Raw genomic sequence first — 19,393 nt, 5'->3', positions numbered from 1 at the left:
ACACGGGTCACTGACCTGCAGCCTGCAAAAAAGCTGGTCGGTGTCTCGACCGAGCAGCACCCCAAAAAAGGACAGAACATGCGCAGCACGGACGAATTGCAAAACCACGATGCCAGCCCGAAATGGAAAGAGCGTTTCGCTTTTTTCAATCAGCACGGCAGCCCCAAAACCCCCGACTTCAGCTCGGCGCTCAAGCAGCTAACGACTCGCAAGTGCATGCTGATCAATATGAACTTCATCGCGATTTTCTTCGGACCGATTTATCTTTTCGTGCTTGGCCTGTGGAAAAAGAACCTGGCGCTGCTGGCGATCATCATCGTCGTCAGCTTCAGCCTGTCGCTGATTTTTACAATCCTGGGTCGTGAATTGCCCTATGCCTTGGGCAGCGGCCTGAACGTCGTCTTTGCACTGATGTATGGGTTGAGCGCCAACTATGCGTATTACCTGAAACAGGAAAAAGGCTCGCAGGGCTGGAACCCGTTTGAAGGGTTGAAGATAGTCTGATGGACGGGTGGGACGAAATGCATGCTGCTGGGTAAAAGGAAGGCGCGCCCCCTAGAGCGCGCTTTTTTCCAAATTGGAGCCTCGTCGACTGCGGTTGCCCCTCTATTCATGAGCTCCTTGGCTAGCCTAGCCTAATGACCAGCATTCCCCCTCTGCTGAAGCATCGGCAGGATTATTGCTTCCATTTCATTTCAAAGCCGCCCCAACGTCGACAACTAGCCTATTGTTGCAAGACGAAATTCTGTTAGGCAGAGCGGGTCTCAATCCGTTACTGCTTGCAACCAATCGCTAATGTCCGTTTCAACCCAAAGGAGAAATTATGCGATCGATAGGTCTTGATTCAGCAATAGCCATGAGCGAGCACAGCAAACGAACCTGGTGGCGCAGAGTGTCCGCCAAAGTCGTAGGCCGTACCGGCAGTGATCGGGGAAGAACGATGGTTGCGCTGGATGACGTCCTTCCCTTCATTTCAGTCCAACTCACCGATGAGGACATTGATCTGATCATTTCGGCCGATGCGGGAAACGCCGATGCGCAAAACGATTTGGCCCAGATGTTCGATGAACTTGGAAAGCATGAAGTCGCGTTGTATTGGTGGCGCGCTTCAGCCGATCAAGGGCACCCTGATGCCATGCACTATCTCGGCAACTGCTTCATCTGCGGCAATGGCGTCTCTAAAGATGAGGTCACTGGAATCATGTGGATCGCAAAGGCGGCGTCCTTCGGACATGTGGTGGCCGGAGGGCAAATAAACTCTCTTCTACGGTTTGCCAACACTGGATCACATTGAATGTCCTGACATTCAGTGGCACGAGCCAAGTCGTGCCACTGCCCAAAAAAGGCACAATCAAACCTATGCCAGGTTGTTTTCAATTGAACGCAAAGTTGGATTCTGCAGGGGTATTGCTGCTCGCCGAGACTGGCATAGCCCTTGCTTGAAAAAAACCAGCAACGCTGTTTCTGCCGTTAAACTGACTAAAAGGATGTCCTGAATGAAATCTGCACAACAGGGTTTTACGCTCATCGAACTCCTAATCGTCGTTGCGATCATTGGGATTCTGGCTACATTCGCTATTCCGGCTTATTCGGATTATGTGGCCAAAGCCAAAGTTGGCGCGGCAATAGCGGAGATTTCCCCGGGGAAAACCGGGTACGAAGTGATGGTGAATGAAGGGAATGCGGCCAACATTACGGTGGCTGCAATCGGACTGCAAGCCAGCACTCCTAACTGCACTATAACAACCACCCAGGCAGCCACCGGTGTTGGTACCATCGCCTGCGCCATCAAGGACAACGTTGCCGCAGTTGGTAACGTTATCTTGTCGCGAGATGCCGCCGGTGCGTGGACCTGTACATACAGTGGTAATGCGAAGTATGCCAGCAAAGGCTGCCCTAAAGTATAACGCGCCAAGTAGTAGCGACTATGCACGTTGAACAGCAATAACGGGTCAAGCAGGTCCGCAACAGACCAGTGACGCTCCTCTCGAAACCATCCTGATGTCGAGAGGAGCGTTCGCTGCAGCAGGGGGCCAGCCGATTGCGATAACTAATAAACTAGTCGTTGATTTTTCCAATCCTGGGTCGTGAATTGCCCTACGCCTTGGGCAGCGGCCTGAACGTCGTCTTTGCACTGATGTATGGGTTGAGCGCCAACTATGCATGTTACCTGAAACAGGAAAAAGGCTCGCAGGGGTGGAACCCGTTTGAAGGGTTGAAGATAGTCTGATGGACTTGCGGGATCGAAATGTATCTCGCCGGGTAAAAGGAAGGCGCGCCCTCTAGAGCGCGCCTTTTTTCTGGATCAGCAAAAAACGCCGATCAGACTACACCGTGCATAAAAAACTCGACCGGAACCTTAAAGCAATCGGAAAAGCCCTTTATCTGAGATACAGTCATTTTTCTTTTATTATTGAGCATTTCTGAAATAGCACTTTGAGAAGCTATTCCACATAATTCCTTTTGTTTAACTCCCCTATCAGCGATAAGAAACGCCAACGCTTCAGATTGCGGAAACAGGGACCAACGGAAACGAACGGAAACGGGGACCGGAAACGGGGACGACCGGAAACGGGGACAGATTTATTTCTCTTCCCCCCGTCTTTTTTCAAGGGCACTCCCTCAGGCGCGCACTAGAGTACCCACTAGATACTTAGAACCAAAGTGGCGGATGCTAGATGGAAATCGACCTCTGAACGAATCACATGTTTTTCAGGTCGCGATAGAAATTCTCATGACTGCCAAGTTTCAATAGGTACAGGGTCACGGTTTCACCGTCGTACTCATATCCCAACAGTGTAAGTTGCTTGTTCAGCTTGAATTTGTAGACGCGGATACCCGCCAAATCAGCCACCTTGGCGTCAACCAGCAAGGGGTTGGCCATGATGGATTTGACGGCATTATCCAGTTCAACCTTCAGCTGTTTTGGCAGCTTCTTTACAGCACGGGCAAATTCGTTGGCTTGTATGACCTTCATCCGAAGGTGTACTCACTCGCGTCGCCCGCCTCCACTTGGGCCCTGGCCTGCAAAAGCCCAACGATAAAGTCATATGACAGCTCCGGGTTTTGCTCTGCAATCCGGCCCAAGGTGGCCCAATGTTCGATCTGTTTGGGCGTTGAACGATGCGCAGCTGCAGCATAGATGCGAGCAGCTTCAACCAGGTCACTGTCGAGCTTGATGGCGGTACTCATGAGATCTCCTGATCTGGTGCCAAGAGTTTCACAATGAAACCTTTTACAACCTCTGTCAATGCTTATGGAGCGCCGAGACGGGGGATTCGTGGTGCTTGATCCATGCCGGGTGATCTCGTTACGGTCGAAGGCCTGACTTTTCCTGATAAACTGTCTTCCCGTTCCTATTGATTGGTACCTGCGCCCTGTAGGCCATCGAATTGTCCTTGCGCTTACATGATGTGATCGTGCCCATTTCCAGTTGCTACACTGCCGAATTCGCTTGTTTCATCAAACAACCGACTTCGAAAAGATGGGCAAAAACCGCTGTATAAAAAGATCAGTATCAATGAATTTCGAAATTTCTGAAGCGCACGTAAACACCAGCCCTGCCCGTTCCGAGCCGTCCCGCCGCTTCTCCGTCGCCCCGATGATGGACTGGACCGACCGCCACTGCCGCTTCTTCCTGCGCCTGCTCTCCAAACACGCCCTCCTCTACACCGAAATGGTCACCACTGGCGCTCTGCTCAACGGCGATCACGAGCGCTTCCTGCGCCACAACGAAGCCGAACACCCACTTGCCCTGCAACTCGGTGGCAGCGTGCCACTGGACCTGGCCATGTGCGCGCGCATGGCTCAGGACCATGGCTACGACGAGGTGAATCTGAATGTCGGCTGCCCGAGTGACCGGGTGCAGAACAACATGATCGGCGCGTGCCTGATGGGGCATCCGCAGTTGGTGGCCGATTGTGTGAAGGCGATGCGCGATGCGGTGTCGATTCCGGTGACGGTGAAGCATCGGATCGGGATCAATGGCCGGGACAGCTACGAAGAGCTGTGTGATTTCGTCGGAACGGTTCGGGATGCCGGGTGCACGAGTTTTACGGTGCATGCGCGCATTGCGATTCTGGAGGGGTTGTCGCCGAAGGAGAACCGCGATATTCCACCCCTGCGCTACGACGTGGCTGCGCGGTTGAAGGCGGATTTTCCGGAGCTGGAGATCATTCTCAACGGCGGGATCAAGACGCTGGAGGCTTGTCACGAGTACTTGCAGACGTTCGACGGGGTGATGCTGGGGCGTGAGGCTTATCACAACCCTTATGTGATGGCCGAGGTGGATCAGCAGCTGTTCGGCAGCACGGCGCCGGTAATCAGCCGGGCCGAGGCGCTGGCGCAGCTGCGGCCTTACATCGCGGCGCATATCGATGCCGGCGGCTCGATGCACCACATCACCCGGCATGTGTTGGGGCTGGGCACCGGGTTTCCGGGGGCGCGCAAGTTTCGGCAGTTGTTGTCGGTGGATATTCACAAGGCTAAAGAGCCTTTGGTGTTGCTGGATCAGGCGGCGGAGTTGTTGGAGGGGCGTTAAGTGAGAGTGGTCGGCAACAAGGCCTCCAGCGCCTTCACCGTCCTGCCATCAACAACCAGTGGCTCCTGTTCGAGCCATTGCTTGCTCTCTATAAGTACCGCCAACAATGCTGGCGCGCCATCAAACGAAAGGTCATCAGGCCAAGGCTCATCAAGGGATCTCGGAGTGGCGCATTCCCCCCAAAAAGGTGGAACAAACCAAAGCAAATCGGGCAGTTTCTTCCGCAAATGTAGATAGATGCGAACCCCATTAGGGTCCAGGTCACCAAAGTGAATCACAGGTACGCTTCGGTCAATGCCGTTCAGCAGCAGGAGCGCCGTTGCAGTATCCCAACCGGGTATGTGGACCAGCAACCAGCCGTGCATTTCCGGGAAGTCCCGCCAGGCTCCCAGGTTCTCCACCAGCAAAACAGCACGAATTTCGCCTTGAAGCACTAGCCCATCCAACAGAGCCCGTTCAGGGATAGGTACTTCACCCAGTATGTCTGCAAGAGCCCCAAGATCCAGGTTACCCCTGAGACTTTGTGCCACCAGCCCTTGAGAAGGTCGTATTCTGACCAATCCATCGTGAGTCGCTTCCGTAGCCCCAAGAGCTGAGTGCCTGCTCGCGGTTAGTATCGCTTTGGAATGTGAAGCAACCAAGGACGCCGCGGTGCGTCGGTTAAGGCGCAACGGGAGCAGAGGCAAGTTGTTGGCGCGATGAATATCTTGCAGTTTTGCCCAGCCGACGGGTGTAGGTGGCAGATCAAAAGCTGTCAATTGCGCCAGCACTTCATGCCACTGCGGCCAGACCCGCCCGATCAACTCGACGAGCTCCGCTCGTCGTTCTGCCACGAGGCCGATTTCATCTCGACGGCCAGTCGCGCGGGTCCAGGGAAGCTCTGCCAGCATATCAAAAACGGTGTTTTGCAAACTACGTCGCTTCAGGGTCGAGCGCACCAATAACTCAAGCAATGCCAGGCATTGTTCCGGTGTCTGCCACATCACGAATCCCCCCGTGTACGACGCCCGGTAACTCGCACCTCTTCTCGTCCGTCTGGAGTGACATCTCGGACCAGGCGATAGGTCGTATTACCTTCGACGCGAGCAACCTCGGGGGCAGCGATCAGCAGTTGCAGATCCAGCGTCTGGCACAGATCAAACAGCACACCAAGGTTATCTGGATCCAGACGATTGGCTTCATCCAGAAACAAAAACCGCAATGATCCATGGGATCTCCTGCCTCGCAACAAGTTGGCATCACGCTCCCATTCGCTGAGGATAACAATCATCAATGCCGCCCCCACGCCAATGGCCTCACCGGTCGATAGCCGAGTCGGATTTGCAACTTCCCAGTCAGCCCCCGCCATACGACGAATCTCAACTTGTAGATGCACGTACTCTCGGTAATCGAGCAAGCGCTGTCCGCCGCTTTTGCTTCCACCATAGCGTTGAAAAATTTCGACCAACGCTTCTTCGATCGGCATGTTTTCTTGAAACAATAATTGCTGAGCAGCACCATCGCGCAACGCACGCAATACATTTTCCATCCGCTCGACCGTACTCTGGCGCACCCGGATACTTTTAATGCTGCCGAAGCTGACCCCCACCAAACGTTCATTGAGACGGCTGACCTGACCACGAGCCTTGCGTACTTGTACATCAATGCCACGGGCAACATCCTCGCTAGCCCCTCGAAGATCACCTTCCTGTCGCATCAATCGCTCTTCTAATCCCGATAGTTGCTCTCGAAGACGATGCAGGGACTCTCGGGGATCATCAACTTCCGCGATTTGTGCAGGCAAGCGGTGACGCAACCAATCCCGAACCGTCAACCAAAGCTCCAGATACACATCATCAGCGGTGGCATCGACGTTTGCCTGTTGCTTGAACTGCCTCACCAACGCATCACCACCCTGCGCACGACCGAGGCGCTCGAGTAGCAATGTGCGCGATGTCTGAGCAAGCTGACGAAGGTTGGGAGATCCGCGAGCGTCACCCAACTGCTCTCGTGAAGATTGGATCCCGGCCATCAAGCCGTTGGCAACGACCATATCTTGCAGGTGCTTCCATCGCGCGATCGCGGGATCAGCTTCGCGTCGCTCACTAGTCAGCTTTTCGCTGGTTGAAGTCATCTCCCGCTGAGTGGTCTCGACTATATTTCTCTGCTTTCCAATCTCCTCTACCAATAGGTCACGCCGTTCATTCTGTGCATTCAGTGCACTACGGAGGCATTCAACTTCTTGCTCGGCGTCCCGCAATGCCGCTTCACTGGGGGAAGGAATTGCCAACGCCTCAAATCGGCGGACAGAAGCCGCGTGTTCACGGAGGGCAGTCTGTTGAACAGCATTAGCTGATTGCCAAGTCGTGACTGCAGACTGCTGTATCTCTTGCGCCTCGACTTCAGCCGTCTCAGCCATCCCCTGAGACAACTTTGCCTCGTTTAATTGGGCCTGGAGTGCCGGTAACAGTGCCTGTTGATCCTCCAAACGCTGCGGTGCCTCAGACCAGCCAAGAGCCTGACGATTAGCCACCAGGTACTCAAGTGACTCGAGGGCTGACACCAAGCAATCTCGTCGAGACTGGAGATCGGCAACACGCAGACGCAAACATTCGACTTCATCAGCCTCCAGCGGCAGCTGACGCAATACGGTCATATCCCTCTCGATGATGTCCACGAAGTTTTTTGTGCGCGTTGTCTCTTGAAGAGCAATCAAGGCCGCACTCTGCTCACTTTCCAACTCAGCCAGACGTTCAGCATGATCTGGCGCTTCAAGCATAAAGGCATCCGCTAACAGCGTACGCAAACCATCGATGAGAGGATAAAGTGCCTGAGCCGCTTGGTCATTACTCAAGATTTCCTCGCATAATGACTCGCTCAAATACTGCGTTGCATTAATCCTTTCCTGCAATGCGCAACGGGCCATGGCGGGATCCTCTGAAAGCCAAAGCCCATGATCGGCCAACAAATCATTACCCTCAGCAGACAACCCCTCAAGCAAATGTCGTCTGCTGCGCAAAACCTCCATTTCCAGCGCCAGGACTTGGGCCTCGACACGTAACTCTTCGGCGCGAACCTCCCGGGCACGCCTGCCAAGCCTTGGGTGCGGCGGAATACGGGAAACTCGTAACGTCATGCCCTCCGACACGATCACATCATTGCCATCGCCCACGCCCAATTCAGGTGATAGCAACCATGACTCCAGATCGGCATCTTGTGAAATCAACAATACATCTGGCAATGATTCAGCACGTTGATGCAGACGCCTGGCGACCTCCTCGGGGTTATCCACGATCAGAGCCTGACTCAACGGACCAAGTCGCGCCTCTAATACTGCCGCTTCATGAAGCCCCACATCATCGAAACTGGCCGCCAGCAAATCAGCGCCCACCTGATCGCGTAAACGCAGAAGCTCCTCAGGAAATGGTCCTCCAGACGTGAGCAGCGCTCGGGACTCGCCAAGCAAACGCTCGTGAGATGTCTTGGTAAACACTTCACTCCCACGTAACTCGGACAGTTGCTTTTCCAGCGCGCCGCGCGCCAAATCCAAATCGGCCCGACTGAGAAGCTGCACACCCAAATGGTCGCTTATCCGTAGCGCTCTCGCCGCATGTTCGCGCCAAGACGGCGCTAATCCATCGAGTTCGTTACAACGAGCGTCCATGTCTTGCAAATCGGATAGAACAGACGCACGTCTGTGCCCTGTGTCACGACTTTTCTGCTCATAAGCACTGCGCTCAGCTTCCGCACTACCCAGAAGCGTTTTAATCGTTTCGACTGCCGATTCAATTGGCCAGGTAATAGTTAATCGATCAGCCAGGGCGCGAATTTTCACCTGACGCTCAACGAGTGGGCGCTGCGAATCGACAGCCTGCTTGATGAATGGCAGACGATTTGCGATGGCCCTATCATCTCGGTACTGGCGCAAGACATTAGCTGCGACCTGGTACGCTTCCGCCGCCGGGATCGTTACATCTCCAACCATGGCGAATAGAGCTCCGATTGTTGCCCCATGACGTTTGCGATGCTCCTCGGAATCGGCCAATTGAGTCATCAGCGTTCGGCGCTCGTGATCAACCGCTTCGAGCTCATCACGGGAATGAACTAGCCAACCGTCGAACTCGGCAACGACAAGCGCCGGAACTACCAAGAACTTTTGCGCCGCTTCCAGATGCCTCTTCGCCTGTCGAAAAGCACCCGCACGACGATAAAGTTGCTCAATGCCGACCTCGAGATCAAGTTGACCCTGAACGGCATTTTCATAATCAGTCTGTGCCCGATGGCGCTCCTCACGTCGACGTTCAAACGCTGCCTCGGTGAGTTGACGCTGCTCAAGCGTCCGCTCAGCCTCAAGCTGCGCAGCTGTCAAAACCTCCCGGCAATGATCCAATGTTTGTAACGCGACTACTGCATCGCCCATGCGCTCCTGCCAATTCTCCGCCTGCGTGAGCGAACGATTGGTGTCGCCAAGCTGTACCTTGAGTGCTCCCAGCTCCTTTTCTGTATTGCCCAGAGACTCATCGGCATCGGTGTGGGCTTGCACTGCTTCGATGTAGCATTTCTGAGCCTCTTCCACGCGACGCTCGAGCTCTGCAGCACGCTCGCCAACGGAAAGAAAAGCGGCTGTGAACATTGCCTGGCCTGAATGGAATACGTCGCCAATTTCCTGCTCAAGGCGCCGGGACTCTTGGACTTCTGTTCGAGTACGTCGGCACGCATCCAGGTTGGCTTTCATGCGTTGGAGGGTGTCAGCGAGGCCGGTTTCTTCTTTGAGCAGAAAACCGCGCAGTTCTGATGTCAATGCGCGTGAAATTCCACCTGTCATACTGGTACGCAGCATTTCATTGAATTTATTGCGCTCTTCGTCGACGCCCATCCGCATTGGCAATACGCCGTGATCGAACAATGTTGCGAAATACTCTCTAGCTGAAGGGAAAACCTGAAGTCGCCCGCCCAATCGAGCGCTAGTTTCACGCAGCTCTTGCAGTTCAGGTACTGCCTCGTTGTCTCCTTGGACCAGTAACAACAAGTCCTGTAAGCGACTGCTATCCTCAAGGCCGGAAATAATGAACGGAGTGGGGTCGATAGAAGGCTCGCTCTTGCGCTCGAGATGTACACCGGCAATTAGCCGACGCTGCCCTTCCAGCGCGAACTCAAGAACGACGTATGAGGGCCGCCCAGACTCGCCCAATCGACCCCATATTCCTTTGTCGCCACCTGTCGCACCGGTTTCACCGAGATTGGTGAAACGTAGACGTGACATATCGGGCAACAACACCACATAAGCAGCAATCATCACCGTAGTCTTGCCAGAACCATTGGCACCTTCCAACGCCGTGACATGCCGATCGAGTAAATATCGTTCGTAGAAAACGCCTTTCCAGTTCACGAGAACCAGAGCAACAGCGCGCGTTCGGCTCATAAGTCACTTCCCTCGTCATTTTTTGCGTTTTCCCCGTCCTCACTGCCGTAGTTGTCGACCACCAACTCACCACGATCGATCAGTTGCTCAAGCGCTGACTGTGAATCTTGAAGACCACGCACCGGGTCGGCAAAACGCATCAAGGCCGGACGCAATCGAATGCGGCTTTCCTCGAACAGATCGATAAAGCCCAGCTCAGTCAGGCGACGCAGCACCTCCGCCAATTGCGAGCGGATGGTTTCTCCCGCCGTGTGCTCGATATATCTTTGCTTGCGCGGATTTAGCGCAAAGAACAGTCGCTCGGCGCCAAGGAGCCCGGATAACCGCTGTAAAACGTCTTCGCGACTCACTACGCCCGCGAGCTGAAGGGTCGTGGGATCCAGATAAAGCAAGGCAAGCGTTTGCCCAACCAACATCTCACCTGCCGAAAGCTGCCTCCGACCTAATCGGTCCCCTGTGGGCAGCAGGTAAAAAAAGCCGTCGCTACGTTGAACGAGCTCACAACCATACCGACGGTAAAAAATCTCAAGCAGCGACTGGGCATCTACTAAAAACTCGTAAAGGGAGCCATCATCGCGGCCTATATGACGGCCACGTCGCAACGTGAGGTCCACTTCAGGAAAGCTCTCATCACCGATAACCTCTTCGAGTGTTTGAAATCCAGACTCCATCAAAACTTATCCTTGTTTGTGCCTATGTCCCACTCCTCGACCTCCAGTTCGCCAAGTACTTCCCATAAGCGTTCTTTCGCACTGGAGACCTGGGTAATTTTGACCAGGACGTTCGCGATTCTCCCTACAGCCAGGTAATGCTCGGACACAGGGAGCCCGGCAAGTACCTGTCCAAGCACCGCAGAAAGCGTTCGAGCACCGCCTTCAACAGCTGCTCTGGTCAGAGCTTCCAAGTCTGCAATCTTATCCTCGGGCTCGACCCATTGCGGATTCGCTTCCCGATCAACGCGAACACGAGCCACCAGCGGGCGCTCGACTTTAAGCTCTAGCTGACGCAAAAGGCGAATTGACGGCACCTGCGTTACCAGCATGTAAAAAGGCCTTGATGGCCAAGCCGTCAACTGATCAAGCAGACGCTGGCTCAGTGCTCGATCAGGATCCAGTCGAACCACATCACGCAGATAACGGTGTACCCGCCGGTAATATTCAGACCAGGCATGTTGCCGGGCACCTCCCCAGTCCGCTATTCGGTCAATATGCTCAATCACACGCTGAGCAACTTCCTCAGCTTCGAAATATTGGGCAGTATTGGCAAGTGCCTGAATGTGCTGTAGCGATTCGACCAAGTGATGAGTGTCGCGGAGCAAGACTTCATTCAATTCACGCAACGTGACTGTCGTGGTGTCTAGCAGCTCCTGACAGCGATTCACCGCGTGAAACCAATCCGCTACCAACAGCTGAGCTATTTCGGATTGCACCTCCTCCTGCTGGGCATCGAGGCCCCGTTGTCGACGCTCGATTCCCGCGACAAGATCGCCCACCGTCACGCGAAGCGGCCCGATGACTCCCTCGCGCCATGCGCGCTCATCCGTTGCCTTTTTTGCGACATCCAATATTGCAACCAATTGCGCACGAAGAGTGCCCGTCAGCAACGTCAGGCTCTCTCGCGTCAGCGCCTCATCCGCTAAAAAGTACTCAACCACCGCAGCGGCCAGTCGAGTCAGGGCGTACTCACCGGCATGAATAACCCCCGCCCCATCTACGCGAGCAAGCATGCGCTGCTCACGCAGGCGTTGAATGGCATGGGTGGCGCGTTTACGTGGATTTTCCGCAGTGGGTTCGACGATATCGCAGACCTGTCCGAATAGGTCTACGAGTACTTCCTCCTCGAACGATGCCAGAGCCGCCTTGTCCGCCCGCAGATAGAGCCCCGCCAGAAAACAAAGATCAATGGTTTTCAGTTCGAGGCTGACCCCATCGCGGGACAGCGATGCTATGACCCGGCTAGGATCCACCTGAGCGGATGTGGCATTACTTCCGTCAGGAGGATCGGTGAGCGCCTTCATCGACTCAGCCCTCGGCATTTGGAACAAGTGGCAGCATCGCGGAGATCAGAGCGGTACATAGAGTCAGCGCTTCCAATACCTGACAATCGTCGAAAAAATGATTCGCGCGGCCTTGACAGGATGTTAGTCACCTTTCGCTGCCGTGTAAGTCAGATCGCACAGACAGGCGCTGTGGGACTCAGCCTACGCTGCCTGTTTTTTTTCAACAGCATCGATCACTGGTTGTCCGGCCTGGTCACCACCCATCGTTTCTCGTCTTCCTGAACATTGATTTTTGATTATCCTTACCATAATGTAAGGAAAATACCACCTGACGGAGCATCCAACATGGCCACCGCTACACTGACGTCGAAAGGACAAATCACCATTCCAGCACAGGTTCGGGCTTCGCTTGGTCTCGATACCGGAGACCGCATTGAATTTGTAGCCATTGGCGATGGCAAATTCGCTATCATGGCTGCGACCCATTCGGTTCGCGATCTCAAAGGACTCATTCGCAAGCCAGTGAAAGCTGTAAGCATAGAGGAAATGAATCAAGCCATCGCCTTACAGGGATCCAGCGCAATATGATAGGTCTGGATACCAATGTACTGGTCAGGTATGTCGTCCAGGATGATCCAAAGCAGTCAGCCAAAGCTTCCGTACTCATTGAGTCGCTGACAGTCGCTTCACCCGGGTTCATCGCGCTGGTATCAATAGTAGAATTGGTTTGGGTGCTCCAATCCTGCTATGAGAGCGATAAAAGCGAGATCATTACAGTTCTCGAAACTCTATTGCGGACTCGTGAACTGACGGTGGAAAATCCTGAAACTGTCTGGCAGGCATTGCGCAACTACTCACAAGCCAATGCCGACTTCGCAGATTGCTTGATCGAGCGCAGCGCGAACGCAGCCGGCTGCAAGTACATTCTCACCTTTGACAGCAAAGCTGCCAAAACTGCGGGGATGCGCCCCCTGACTTAATTTTAGCCCCAAGATCAGTTGCCTTGAATTGTTAATAGTATACCCTCAGGAGAGAAGTGGAATGGATTACCACCGAGCGCGTCTTCAGTACTAATTTAACAAGCTTCAACCGATCCGCGATGGTGTCTTTCCGGCCTATGGAGGAAACTTCGAGTTTGAGCTGTTTAGCTTTTTCGAAGTCTGTTATCACCTCAAAGACTGGGTTAAACATTCATCTGGGTATGCTTTATTCAGTAACGTAGAAGATTACATTAGTCAAACCCCTGCGCTAAGAATTTGCGGCGATGTCTGTAATAAGCTCAAACATAAGAAGCTTGATCGGAAGCTGCGCAGTGGTTCCGAGCCTGGAGTCTTTATGATCACGTCTACGACGACCGTTGGCCCAATTGGGAGTACGGCAATCGTGAGTATCGATAAGGCGAGAATCGAAACTGAACGTGGTGATGAATGCTGTTTTGAGCTTGCCAAGGAATGCATGGAGGCCTGGCAGACTTATTTCACCATAAACAAAGCCGCCTATATCAATTGCTCAACATCCATTTAAGCCGCGTAGATCGTCGGACCGGTTGAACCTGTGAGCTCATCTGGCCTCTCAGTAACTGGATACCGCGCCCCGCCTTTCAAACACCCGTTTTCAGGATGTTGCCGCTGGGGCTATCGATACACGCATGCGCCCTTGAGTGGCTGTCAGCGCTCGGGTAATGTCAACAGACCCATAGGACAGAGCACGCCCATGACTTCCAAGCTGGATCAACTCAAACAAATGACCACCGTGGTTGCCGACACCGGCGACTTCGAAGCTATCGCTCGCGTTAAACCCGTGGACGCTACCACCAACCCTTCGCTGCTGCTCAAAGCAGCGGCCATTTCCGGTTATGCCGAGCTGCTCAATGCCTGCGTTCACGACTGCAAGGGCGATGTCGGCTTGGCCAGCGACCGTTTTGGCGTTGCGGTAGGGCAAGAGATTCTGAAGGTTGTGCCGGGGCGCATTTCCACTGAAGTGGATGCGCGCCTGTCGTTCGACACTGACGCCGTATTGAAGCGCGCGCACCGTCTGATCGAGCTGTATGACAAGGCCGGCGTCGGCCGTGACCGGGTGCTGATCAAGATCGCGTCCACCTGGGAAGGCATCCGCGCTGCCGAGCAGCTGGAAAAAGAAGGCATCCAGACCAACCTGACCCTGCTGTTCTCCTTCGCTCAGGCCGCCGCTTGTGCCGATGCCGGGGTGTTCCTGATTTCGCCGTTCGTGGGCCGTATCTACGATTGGTACAAGAAGGCCAACGGCAATGACTACACCGGCGCGGATGATCCGGGTGTGCAGTCGGTGACGCGCATCTACAACTACTACAAGGCCAATGACTACAAGACTGTGGTAATGGGCGCGAGCTTCCGTAACCTGAACCAGATCGAGCAACTGGCCGGTTGCGACCGCCTGACCATCAGCCCGGAACTGCTGGAGAAGCTGGCGGCGGATAACGGCAAGCTGGAGCGCAAATTGGCACCAGGTAATGCGGGTGAGGCGCGTTTGACCTTGAATGAAGCGCAGTTCCGTTGGTTGTCCAACGAGGATGCGATGGCGACAGAGAAGCTGGCTGAGGGTATTCGTCAGTTTGCTCGGGATCAGGAGAAGCTTGAGGCGTTGTTGCAGGCGAAGCTGTGATTTAGTTAGGGGTAATGCAAAAAGGGGCGAACGTTGGGTTCGCCCCTTTTTTTGCGTTGAATTTGGGTATTGGTTGGGCTTCGTGCTGGGGGATGTGGTGTTTGGTCTGGCGTCATCGCGAGCAAGCTCGCTCCCACAGGGGTTGGGGGTCGGTCGCGAAGGATGCGAACGACGCAAGTCCTGTGGGAGCGAGCTTGCTCGCGATGGTCGTTAACGATAGGCGTGTTTACAGGTTAAACGCGACGCTCTTGAGTCCATCGTCGGAACGCCGCCCGGAGAAAGCCTCGCGGCTGCAAGGATCAGTGGCGCTCGAGCGCATTCACCAGATCATGGAAGGCTTCTCGGTTGGAGTCGTTCAGGCCCATGAGGATCTTGTGCGCTTCGAGCACTTTGATCCGCACCACTTCCTCGGACTGATCCTGGTCTGGCAGGTCGGTCAGGCACTCCGGGCACGGGATCGGGCGGTCAACGATGTTGAACACCTGCTCGAAGCCCATGGACTGCAGCAGCCGGGTGATGTCTTCGTGGGTGGTGACGACGGTCGGCAGCAGGCCGACCTTTTGCCGCGACAGGATCGACAATTTGGCCAGCAGGCCAAGGGTGGTGCTGTCGATGCTGCGGGTTTCGGTCAGGTCGATCACGATCGCGTTGAAGTTCAACGAAGTGAAGATCCGCTCAATAGTCGCATCCAACGCCGAACAGAGGGTCAGGCGAACTTCACCGACGAACTTGAGGACGAAGGTGCCGTCCTGCTCGGCGAACTGGATTCTACCGGTACTCATCAAAGATTCCTGCTCAACACCAACAGGGCGATATCATCCGGCATCTCCCCCAGCGTGGCCAATCCAAAAACCTGCCGCAGACCATCCAGGCTGCCGCCCGCTGCCTTGACCCGTTGGGGCAAAGCCGCTTCTTTTTCTTTGAGTGTCGGTTCTGGCAAAAGGTCCAGGATGCCGTCGGACATCAGCGTCAGGCTGAATGTCGGCGGCAGTTCCAGCACGTGGTCTTCGTAGGTGGCTTCATTGAAGAGGCCAACCGGCAGACCGCGCCCTTCCAGATAACTGACACTGTCTGGCGTGTACAACACAGGCAACGGCAAATGACCGCCGATGCTATAGGTCAACAAACCTGTCTCCTCGTCGATGACTCCACCGACCATTGTGACGTGTTTACCCAGCTTACAACTGATCAGGCCCCGGTTGATATGACCAAGGACCTCTGAAGGCTTGAATTCCGGCAATGTACCGCTGCGCTTGGATTCGAACAGCAGGCGCGTGGTCATGAATTTCAACAGCACGGTCACGAAGGCTGAAGAAGCGCCATGTCCGGAAACGTCCGCCAGGTAGAACGCTACCCGGCGCTCGTCGACCCGAAAGTAGTCGACGAAATCACCCGACAGGTACAGCGACGGAATGATCTGGTGCGCAAACTGGAACTCGTCGATGGTCCACGGGCTGACCGGCAACATGTTCATCTGCACCTGGCGACCGGCATTCTGGTCTTCCTGGAGCAGGTTCAGGCTGGCTTCGAGCTCACGGTTGGCCTTTTCCAGCTTCTCACGGTAGCGCTGGTTTTCCAGCAGCAGGCGCGCACGATCCAGGGCCCGGCGCACGGAGTGCTCGAGCACGGCCAGATCTTCGAGAGGCTTGATCAGGTAATCCGCCGCGCCCAGGCGCAGGGCCTCGACCGCATCGTTCATCACGCCGGCGCCCGACACCACGATGACCGGGGTCTGTGGCGACCGCTCGGTGACCTGGCGGATGAGTTCGAGCCCGCCCATCTGCGGCATGCGCAGATCGCAGATGACCAAGTCGGGCTTGTCTTGCTCGAATACCTGAAGACCCTGCTGGCCATTGCTGGCCTGCAAGACGCTGAAACCACTGTCTTCCAAGTAGGCGGCGAGGCTCGCTCGCACTACTTCGTCATCATCGATTATCAGCAGCGTGGCACTGGTTTTTGGCATGTGGGCAAACGGCGCCAGAATTAGGTTGGCGTAGCAGGCAGGGGTTTTGGCCCGGCTCACACTACTGGATTCGCTTTCTAGCCTCTCCGCCGCACCGTTTTCGGGCATTTGCCGTACACACGGGTACACCAGAGGTGCCCTTCTAAGGCGCAGACGGTACTCCCATCCGCGGGGCGTTTCAAGCTCACGCCGATGGTCGCTTGACGACTTTGGCTGCCAAATGACCGGGAGTTATAAAAACCTGTTGAAGCTTAACTGGATGGAAGGTCGTAACCTGCCGATTTAATGGGTATTTCGTATTTCTGCGAATTTAACAGCCGCAGGAGCGAGCTTGCTCGCGATGGTCTCGGGGGCGACGCGTTTATTCAGATAATACGCGTAATCGTTGACGTCCATCGCGAGCAAGCTTGCTCCTACAGGGGGGTTGCGTTTGTTCAGGGACTACGCGTTATCGTTGACGTCTATCGCAAGCAAGCTTGCTCCTACAGGGGGGTTGCGTTTGTTCAGGGACTACGCGTTATCGTTAACGTCCATCGCGAGCAAGCTTGCTCCTACAGGGGGTTGCGTTTGTTCAGGGACTACGCGTTACCGTTGACGTCCATCGCGAGCAAGCTTGCTCCTACAGGGGGTTGCGTTTGTTCAGGGACTACGCGTTATCGTTAACGTCCATCGCGAGCAGGCTCGCTCCTGCAGGGGATCAGAAATCGTCTTCGACCTGGCCGTCCTTGACCTTGAATTCGCGATTCTGCAGGTACGCGTTACGGATGAAGGTGTATTTGTCGCCATGGATCAACTTCTCGGCCGACAGCAGGTTGGCGCGGGTGTCGATGATGTTCAGGCCCATGACCGAGTTACGCACCGAAACGTCATCCATGTAGCGGTAGGGACCGGTGTAGCCGTCGACATACTTGGACGGCGCGTCACGCAGGGTGCTTGGGCCCAGCAACGGCAGCATTACGTAAGGCCCGCTGCCCATGCCCCAGTAACCGAGGGTCTGGCCGAAGTCTTCGTCATTGCGCTGCAGGCCCATCTTGGTGCCCACATCGAAGAAGCCCAGCACGCCGAAGGTGGTGTTGAAGATCAGGCGCGCGGTGTCGACGCCCGCGTTGGCCGGCTTGGCCTGCAGGATGTCGTTCGCCAGGTTGGTGACGTCACCGACGTTGCGGAACATGTTGTGGATGCCGTCTTCGAGGAACTGCGGCGTCACGTACTGGTAGCCTTGGGCCAAAGGCTTCAGGGCATAGGTGTCGAGCACGTCGTTGAATGTGTAGATCGGGCGGTTGATGCTTTCCCAAGGATCTTCTTCCGTGGCGGCCTGGGCAACGAACGGGACCACCAGCACACTGGCGCACACACAAAGCCGAGCTAGATGATTGCTCCAGCGCATAGACAACTCCTTGGATTGTTACTGGCGCGGGCACAGGGGCCCAAGCGATAAGCTGGCTAGTATAAGACGGAATAGCCACTTTAGGCAGCATCACGCGTGCCAGGCCGCAGATTTGCGAGGGTGTTCGGCGATTCAACGCCATGTCATGCAACTGTCACCGTCGGCCACTAGCCTCGAAACTATTTCAGGGACGTTACTATGCCGTATGCCGAACCCAAGCCCCTCGCCGCCCCCAGCCTGACCGCCGTGTTGTTCGGCCTCAGCGGTTGCCTGGTGGATTTCGGCGCCCGCACCCACCGCCACGACAGCCATGCTGACGCACAGGCCGAGGTCACGCCCGGTGCCCTGGAGAGCCTGCACGATTTGCAACGCCAACAGATTCCTTGCGCCTGGCTCGATGAACTGCCCCCTGCCCTCTGCCATTCGCTGGCCGCCGAACTGCCGGAATGGATCCTGCCGTCGCAACACCTTGCAACAATCAATCCGTGGCCGGCCCCCGATGCCTGCTGGCAAGCCTTGATGCGCTTGAGGGTGGAGCGCCTGGAAGGTTGCGTGCTGGTCAGCGGCGAACCGCGCCTGCTGCAATCGGGGTTGAATGCCGGCTTGTGGACGATTGGCCTGGCGTCCTGCGGCTCGCTCTGCGGACTGGCGCCCCACGAGTGGCAGGCATTGACCCAGCAGGAACGAGACATGAAACGCGGCAAGGCCACGGTGCAACTGTTCGGCCTGGGTGTGCATTCGGTGATCGATCACCTCGGCGAACTGGACACCTGCCTGGCCGACATCAGTCTGCGCCGGCTCAAGGGTGAGAAGCCCTGACCGCCGCCTCACCCATGAACCCATGCAGGTTGCGCGGGAGTGGATTAATCTAAAGGACAGCCATAGACCTTTGGCGCTCTGCCGCGGTCTATGCCAGAGCCTATAGATAAAAGGAAGAACGCCATGCCTGCCCGCGAACTGCAAGAACAGCTCAATAAACTGCGCGAGCAATTGGAACAGAATCCACCGCTGACCGAAGTCGAGCGCGATGACCTGCACACGCTGATGCAGCAGATCGAACTTGAGCTTGAACTTGAAACCAAAACCCAGGATTCCAGCCTTTCCGATAATGTGAACCTGGCTGTCGAACGCTTTGAGATAGACCACCCAACCCTGGCCGGCACCTTGCGCAACATTGTGCAGGCCTTGGGCAATATGGGGATCTGATACCGCCGGATACAAAAAAGCCCTGCCAGCGATGGCGGGGCTTTTTCATATCGGCGACCTGAAATGCGCCCCTGTAGGAGCTGGCTTGCCAGCGAAGGGGCCCGAACATTCACCATCTATATCTATGGTGACAGGATCGACGCCTTCGCTGGCAAGCCAGCGCCTACAGGGCTCGGGTGTGTCCGTGAAATCATGGTGACTGTCAGGCCGCCTTCGCTGGCAAGCCAGCTCCTACAGGGCTCGGGTGTGTCCGTGAA

The 19,393-nt window shown here is 55.4% G+C and carries 18 protein-coding genes and 2 pseudogenes; 10 read left to right on the top strand and 10 right to left on the bottom strand.

From position 1 onward, the window contains the following. Positions 1 to 78: 78 nt before the first annotated feature. The 4 genes and pseudogenes from J2W17_RS28055 to J2W17_RS28040 all read left to right on the top strand — a co-directional run. A complete protein-coding gene (locus tag J2W17_RS28055; protein WP_307342572.1) occupies positions 79 to 504 on the top strand; it encodes a DUF2628 domain-containing protein in 426 nt (141 codons plus the stop codon). A gap of 352 nt (positions 505 to 856) precedes the next feature. Beyond that, entirely contained in the window at positions 857 to 1,294 is a 438-nt protein-coding gene (locus J2W17_RS28050) for a tetratricopeptide repeat protein (protein ID WP_307342569.1), read from the top strand. 202 nt (positions 1,295 to 1,496) lie between these two features. After that, positions 1,497 to 1,907, top strand: coding sequence for a pilin (locus J2W17_RS28045; RefSeq protein WP_307342566.1), 411 nt, complete (start codon positions 1,497 to 1,499; stop codon positions 1,905 to 1,907). A gap of 164 nt (positions 1,908 to 2,071) precedes the next feature. Then, positions 2,072 to 2,230, top strand: a pseudogene (locus J2W17_RS28040) (DUF2628 domain-containing protein); the annotation flags it as partial. Between the two features lie 92 nt (positions 2,231 to 2,322). On the opposite strand, the pseudogene J2W17_RS28035 reads toward J2W17_RS28040, so the two are convergent. From J2W17_RS28035 to J2W17_RS28025, 3 genes and pseudogenes are all read right to left on the bottom strand, one after another. Then, positions 2,323 to 2,511: pseudogene (locus J2W17_RS28035) on the bottom strand (helix-turn-helix domain-containing protein); the annotation flags it as partial. Between the two features lie 190 nt (positions 2,512 to 2,701). Beyond that, complete coding sequence (locus J2W17_RS28030) at positions 2,702 to 2,977, bottom strand: type II toxin-antitoxin system RelE/ParE family toxin (protein WP_307342560.1); 276 nt, start codon at positions 2,975 to 2,977, stop codon at positions 2,702 to 2,704. Continuing rightward, on the bottom strand, positions 2,974 to 3,192 hold the full coding sequence (locus tag J2W17_RS28025; RefSeq protein WP_307342557.1) for a TA system antitoxin ParD family protein: 219 nt from the start codon (positions 3,190 to 3,192) through the stop codon (positions 2,974 to 2,976). Before J2W17_RS28025 ends, J2W17_RS28030 begins: the two co-directional genes overlap by 4 nt. A gap of 328 nt (positions 3,193 to 3,520) precedes the next feature. Here J2W17_RS28025 and dusA point away from each other — a divergent pair, with 328 nt between their 5' ends. Further along, positions 3,521 to 4,540 (top strand): tRNA dihydrouridine(20/20a) synthase DusA, encoded by a 1,020-nt coding sequence (dusA, locus tag J2W17_RS28020; RefSeq protein ID WP_307342554.1) that lies wholly within the window; start codon positions 3,521 to 3,523, stop codon positions 4,538 to 4,540. Here the strand turns inward: dusA and J2W17_RS28015 are convergent. The 4 genes from J2W17_RS28015 to J2W17_RS28000 are packed head-to-tail and all read right to left on the bottom strand — an operon-like array spanning position 4,537 to position 11,958. Next, positions 4,537 to 5,523: a Wadjet anti-phage system protein JetD domain-containing protein gene (locus J2W17_RS28015; protein WP_307342551.1), complete on the bottom strand. Its 987-nt coding sequence runs from the start codon at positions 5,521 to 5,523 to the stop codon at positions 4,537 to 4,539. The two genes, dusA and J2W17_RS28015, sit on opposite strands and share 4 nt — an antisense overlap. Continuing rightward, on the bottom strand, positions 5,523 to 9,941 hold the full coding sequence (gene mukB, locus J2W17_RS28010) for a chromosome partition protein MukB (protein ID WP_307342548.1): 4,419 nt from the start codon (positions 9,939 to 9,941) through the stop codon (positions 5,523 to 5,525). Before mukB ends, J2W17_RS28015 begins: the two co-directional genes overlap by 1 nt. Then, positions 9,938 to 10,612, bottom strand: coding sequence for a chromosome partition protein MukE (locus tag J2W17_RS28005; RefSeq protein ID WP_307342545.1), 675 nt, complete (start codon positions 10,610 to 10,612; stop codon positions 9,938 to 9,940). The genes mukB and J2W17_RS28005 overlap by 4 nt, the downstream gene beginning before the upstream one ends. Further along, positions 10,612 to 11,958, bottom strand: coding sequence for a condensin subunit MukF (locus J2W17_RS28000; RefSeq protein WP_307342542.1), 1,347 nt, complete (start codon positions 11,956 to 11,958; stop codon positions 10,612 to 10,614). The genes J2W17_RS28005 and J2W17_RS28000 overlap by 1 nt, the downstream gene beginning before the upstream one ends. Before the next feature lie 327 nt (positions 11,959 to 12,285). On the opposite strand from J2W17_RS28000, the gene J2W17_RS27995 reads away from it, so the two are divergent. The 3 genes from J2W17_RS27995 (at position 12,286) to tal (ending at position 14,580) form a co-directional block, all read left to right on the top strand. Continuing rightward, on the top strand, positions 12,286 to 12,528 hold the full coding sequence (locus J2W17_RS27995) for an AbrB/MazE/SpoVT family DNA-binding domain-containing protein (RefSeq protein ID WP_307342539.1): 243 nt from the start codon (positions 12,286 to 12,288) through the stop codon (positions 12,526 to 12,528). Next, positions 12,525 to 12,920: a PIN domain-containing protein gene (locus tag J2W17_RS27990; RefSeq protein WP_307342535.1), complete on the top strand. Its 396-nt coding sequence runs from the start codon at positions 12,525 to 12,527 to the stop codon at positions 12,918 to 12,920. The genes J2W17_RS27995 and J2W17_RS27990 overlap by 4 nt, the downstream gene beginning before the upstream one ends. A 733-nt stretch (positions 12,921 to 13,653) precedes the next feature. After that, entirely contained in the window at positions 13,654 to 14,580 is a 927-nt protein-coding gene (gene tal / locus J2W17_RS27985) for a transaldolase (RefSeq protein ID WP_307342532.1), read from the top strand. 299 nt (positions 14,581 to 14,879) lie between these two features. On the opposite strand, the gene rssC is transcribed toward tal, so the two are convergent. The 3 genes from rssC to J2W17_RS27970 all read right to left on the bottom strand — a co-directional run bounded on the left by rssC (position 14,880) and on the right by J2W17_RS27970 (position 17,930). After that, positions 14,880 to 15,362, bottom strand: coding sequence for an anti-sigma factor antagonist RssC (gene rssC / locus J2W17_RS27980; RefSeq protein WP_064676786.1), 483 nt, complete (start codon positions 15,360 to 15,362; stop codon positions 14,880 to 14,882). Next, the gene (rssB, locus tag J2W17_RS27975) at positions 15,362 to 16,543 is read right to left on the bottom strand and encodes a two-component system response regulator RssB (protein ID WP_064676785.1); all 1,182 of its coding nucleotides are present in this window, start codon (positions 16,541 to 16,543) and stop codon (positions 15,362 to 15,364) included. Before rssB ends, rssC begins: the two co-directional genes overlap by 1 nt. 697 nt (positions 16,544 to 17,240) lie before the next feature. Beyond that, a complete protein-coding gene (locus tag J2W17_RS27970; RefSeq protein WP_307342525.1) occupies positions 17,241 to 17,930 on the bottom strand; it encodes an MlaA family lipoprotein in 690 nt (229 codons plus the stop codon). 198 nt (positions 17,931 to 18,128) lie between these two features. Here J2W17_RS27970 and J2W17_RS27965 point away from each other — a divergent pair, with 198 nt between their 5' ends. Next, complete coding sequence (locus J2W17_RS27965) at positions 18,129 to 18,749, top strand: HAD family phosphatase (RefSeq protein WP_307342522.1); 621 nt, start codon at positions 18,129 to 18,131, stop codon at positions 18,747 to 18,749. Between the two features lie 123 nt (positions 18,750 to 18,872). Beyond that, a complete protein-coding gene (locus J2W17_RS27960; protein ID WP_307342519.1) occupies positions 18,873 to 19,136 on the top strand; it encodes a DUF4404 family protein in 264 nt (87 codons plus the stop codon). Positions 19,137 to 19,393 lie beyond the last annotated feature (257 nt).

The organism is Pseudomonas lini (genome assembly GCF_030812475.1).
In the GTDB taxonomy this organism is placed as follows: domain Bacteria; phylum Pseudomonadota; class Gammaproteobacteria; order Pseudomonadales; family Pseudomonadaceae; genus Aquipseudomonas; species Aquipseudomonas lini_A.
Note: the sequence above shows the minus strand (reverse complement) of the source record. Positions and strands in the feature narration are given on the sequence as shown.

Excerpts from the sequence above, each read along its gene's own strand:
- mukB (WP_307342548.1), bottom strand. The coding sequence starts at position 9,941 with ATGAGCCGAACGCGCGCTGTTGCTCTGGTTCTCGTGAACTGGAAAGGC.
- J2W17_RS28015 (WP_307342551.1), bottom strand. The coding sequence starts at position 5,523 with ATGTGGCAGACACCGGAACAATGCCTGGCATTGCTTGAGTTATTGGTG.
- J2W17_RS28005 (WP_307342545.1), bottom strand. The coding sequence starts at position 10,612 with ATGGAGTCTGGATTTCAAACACTCGAAGAGGTTATCGGTGATGAGAGC.
- J2W17_RS28030 (WP_307342560.1), bottom strand. The coding sequence starts at position 2,977 with ATGAAGGTCATACAAGCCAACGAATTTGCCCGTGCTGTAAAGAAGCTG.
- J2W17_RS27960 (WP_307342519.1), top strand. The coding sequence starts at position 18,873 with ATGCCTGCCCGCGAACTGCAAGAACAGCTCAATAAACTGCGCGAGCAA.
- J2W17_RS27970 (WP_307342525.1), bottom strand. The coding sequence starts at position 17,930 with ATGCGCTGGAGCAATCATCTAGCTCGGCTTTGTGTGTGCGCCAGTGTG.
- J2W17_RS28000 (WP_307342542.1), bottom strand. The coding sequence starts at position 11,958 with ATGAAGGCGCTCACCGATCCTCCTGACGGAAGTAATGCCACATCCGCT.
- tal (WP_307342532.1), top strand. The coding sequence starts at position 13,654 with ATGACTTCCAAGCTGGATCAACTCAAACAAATGACCACCGTGGTTGCC.
- J2W17_RS27990 (WP_307342535.1), top strand. The coding sequence starts at position 12,525 with ATGATAGGTCTGGATACCAATGTACTGGTCAGGTATGTCGTCCAGGAT.
- rssC (WP_064676786.1), bottom strand. The coding sequence starts at position 15,362 with ATGAGTACCGGTAGAATCCAGTTCGCCGAGCAGGACGGCACCTTCGTC.
- J2W17_RS28025 (WP_307342557.1), bottom strand. The coding sequence starts at position 3,192 with ATGAGTACCGCCATCAAGCTCGACAGTGACCTGGTTGAAGCTGCTCGC.
- J2W17_RS27965 (WP_307342522.1), top strand. The coding sequence starts at position 18,129 with ATGCCGTATGCCGAACCCAAGCCCCTCGCCGCCCCCAGCCTGACCGCC.
- J2W17_RS27995 (WP_307342539.1), top strand. The coding sequence starts at position 12,286 with ATGGCCACCGCTACACTGACGTCGAAAGGACAAATCACCATTCCAGCA.
- rssB (WP_064676785.1), bottom strand. The coding sequence starts at position 16,543 with ATGCCAAAAACCAGTGCCACGCTGCTGATAATCGATGATGACGAAGTA.
- J2W17_RS28045 (WP_307342566.1), top strand. The coding sequence starts at position 1,497 with ATGAAATCTGCACAACAGGGTTTTACGCTCATCGAACTCCTAATCGTC.
- dusA (WP_307342554.1), top strand. The coding sequence starts at position 3,521 with ATGAATTTCGAAATTTCTGAAGCGCACGTAAACACCAGCCCTGCCCGT.
- J2W17_RS28055 (WP_307342572.1), top strand. The coding sequence starts at position 79 with ATGCGCAGCACGGACGAATTGCAAAACCACGATGCCAGCCCGAAATGG.
- J2W17_RS28050 (WP_307342569.1), top strand. The coding sequence starts at position 857 with ATGAGCGAGCACAGCAAACGAACCTGGTGGCGCAGAGTGTCCGCCAAA.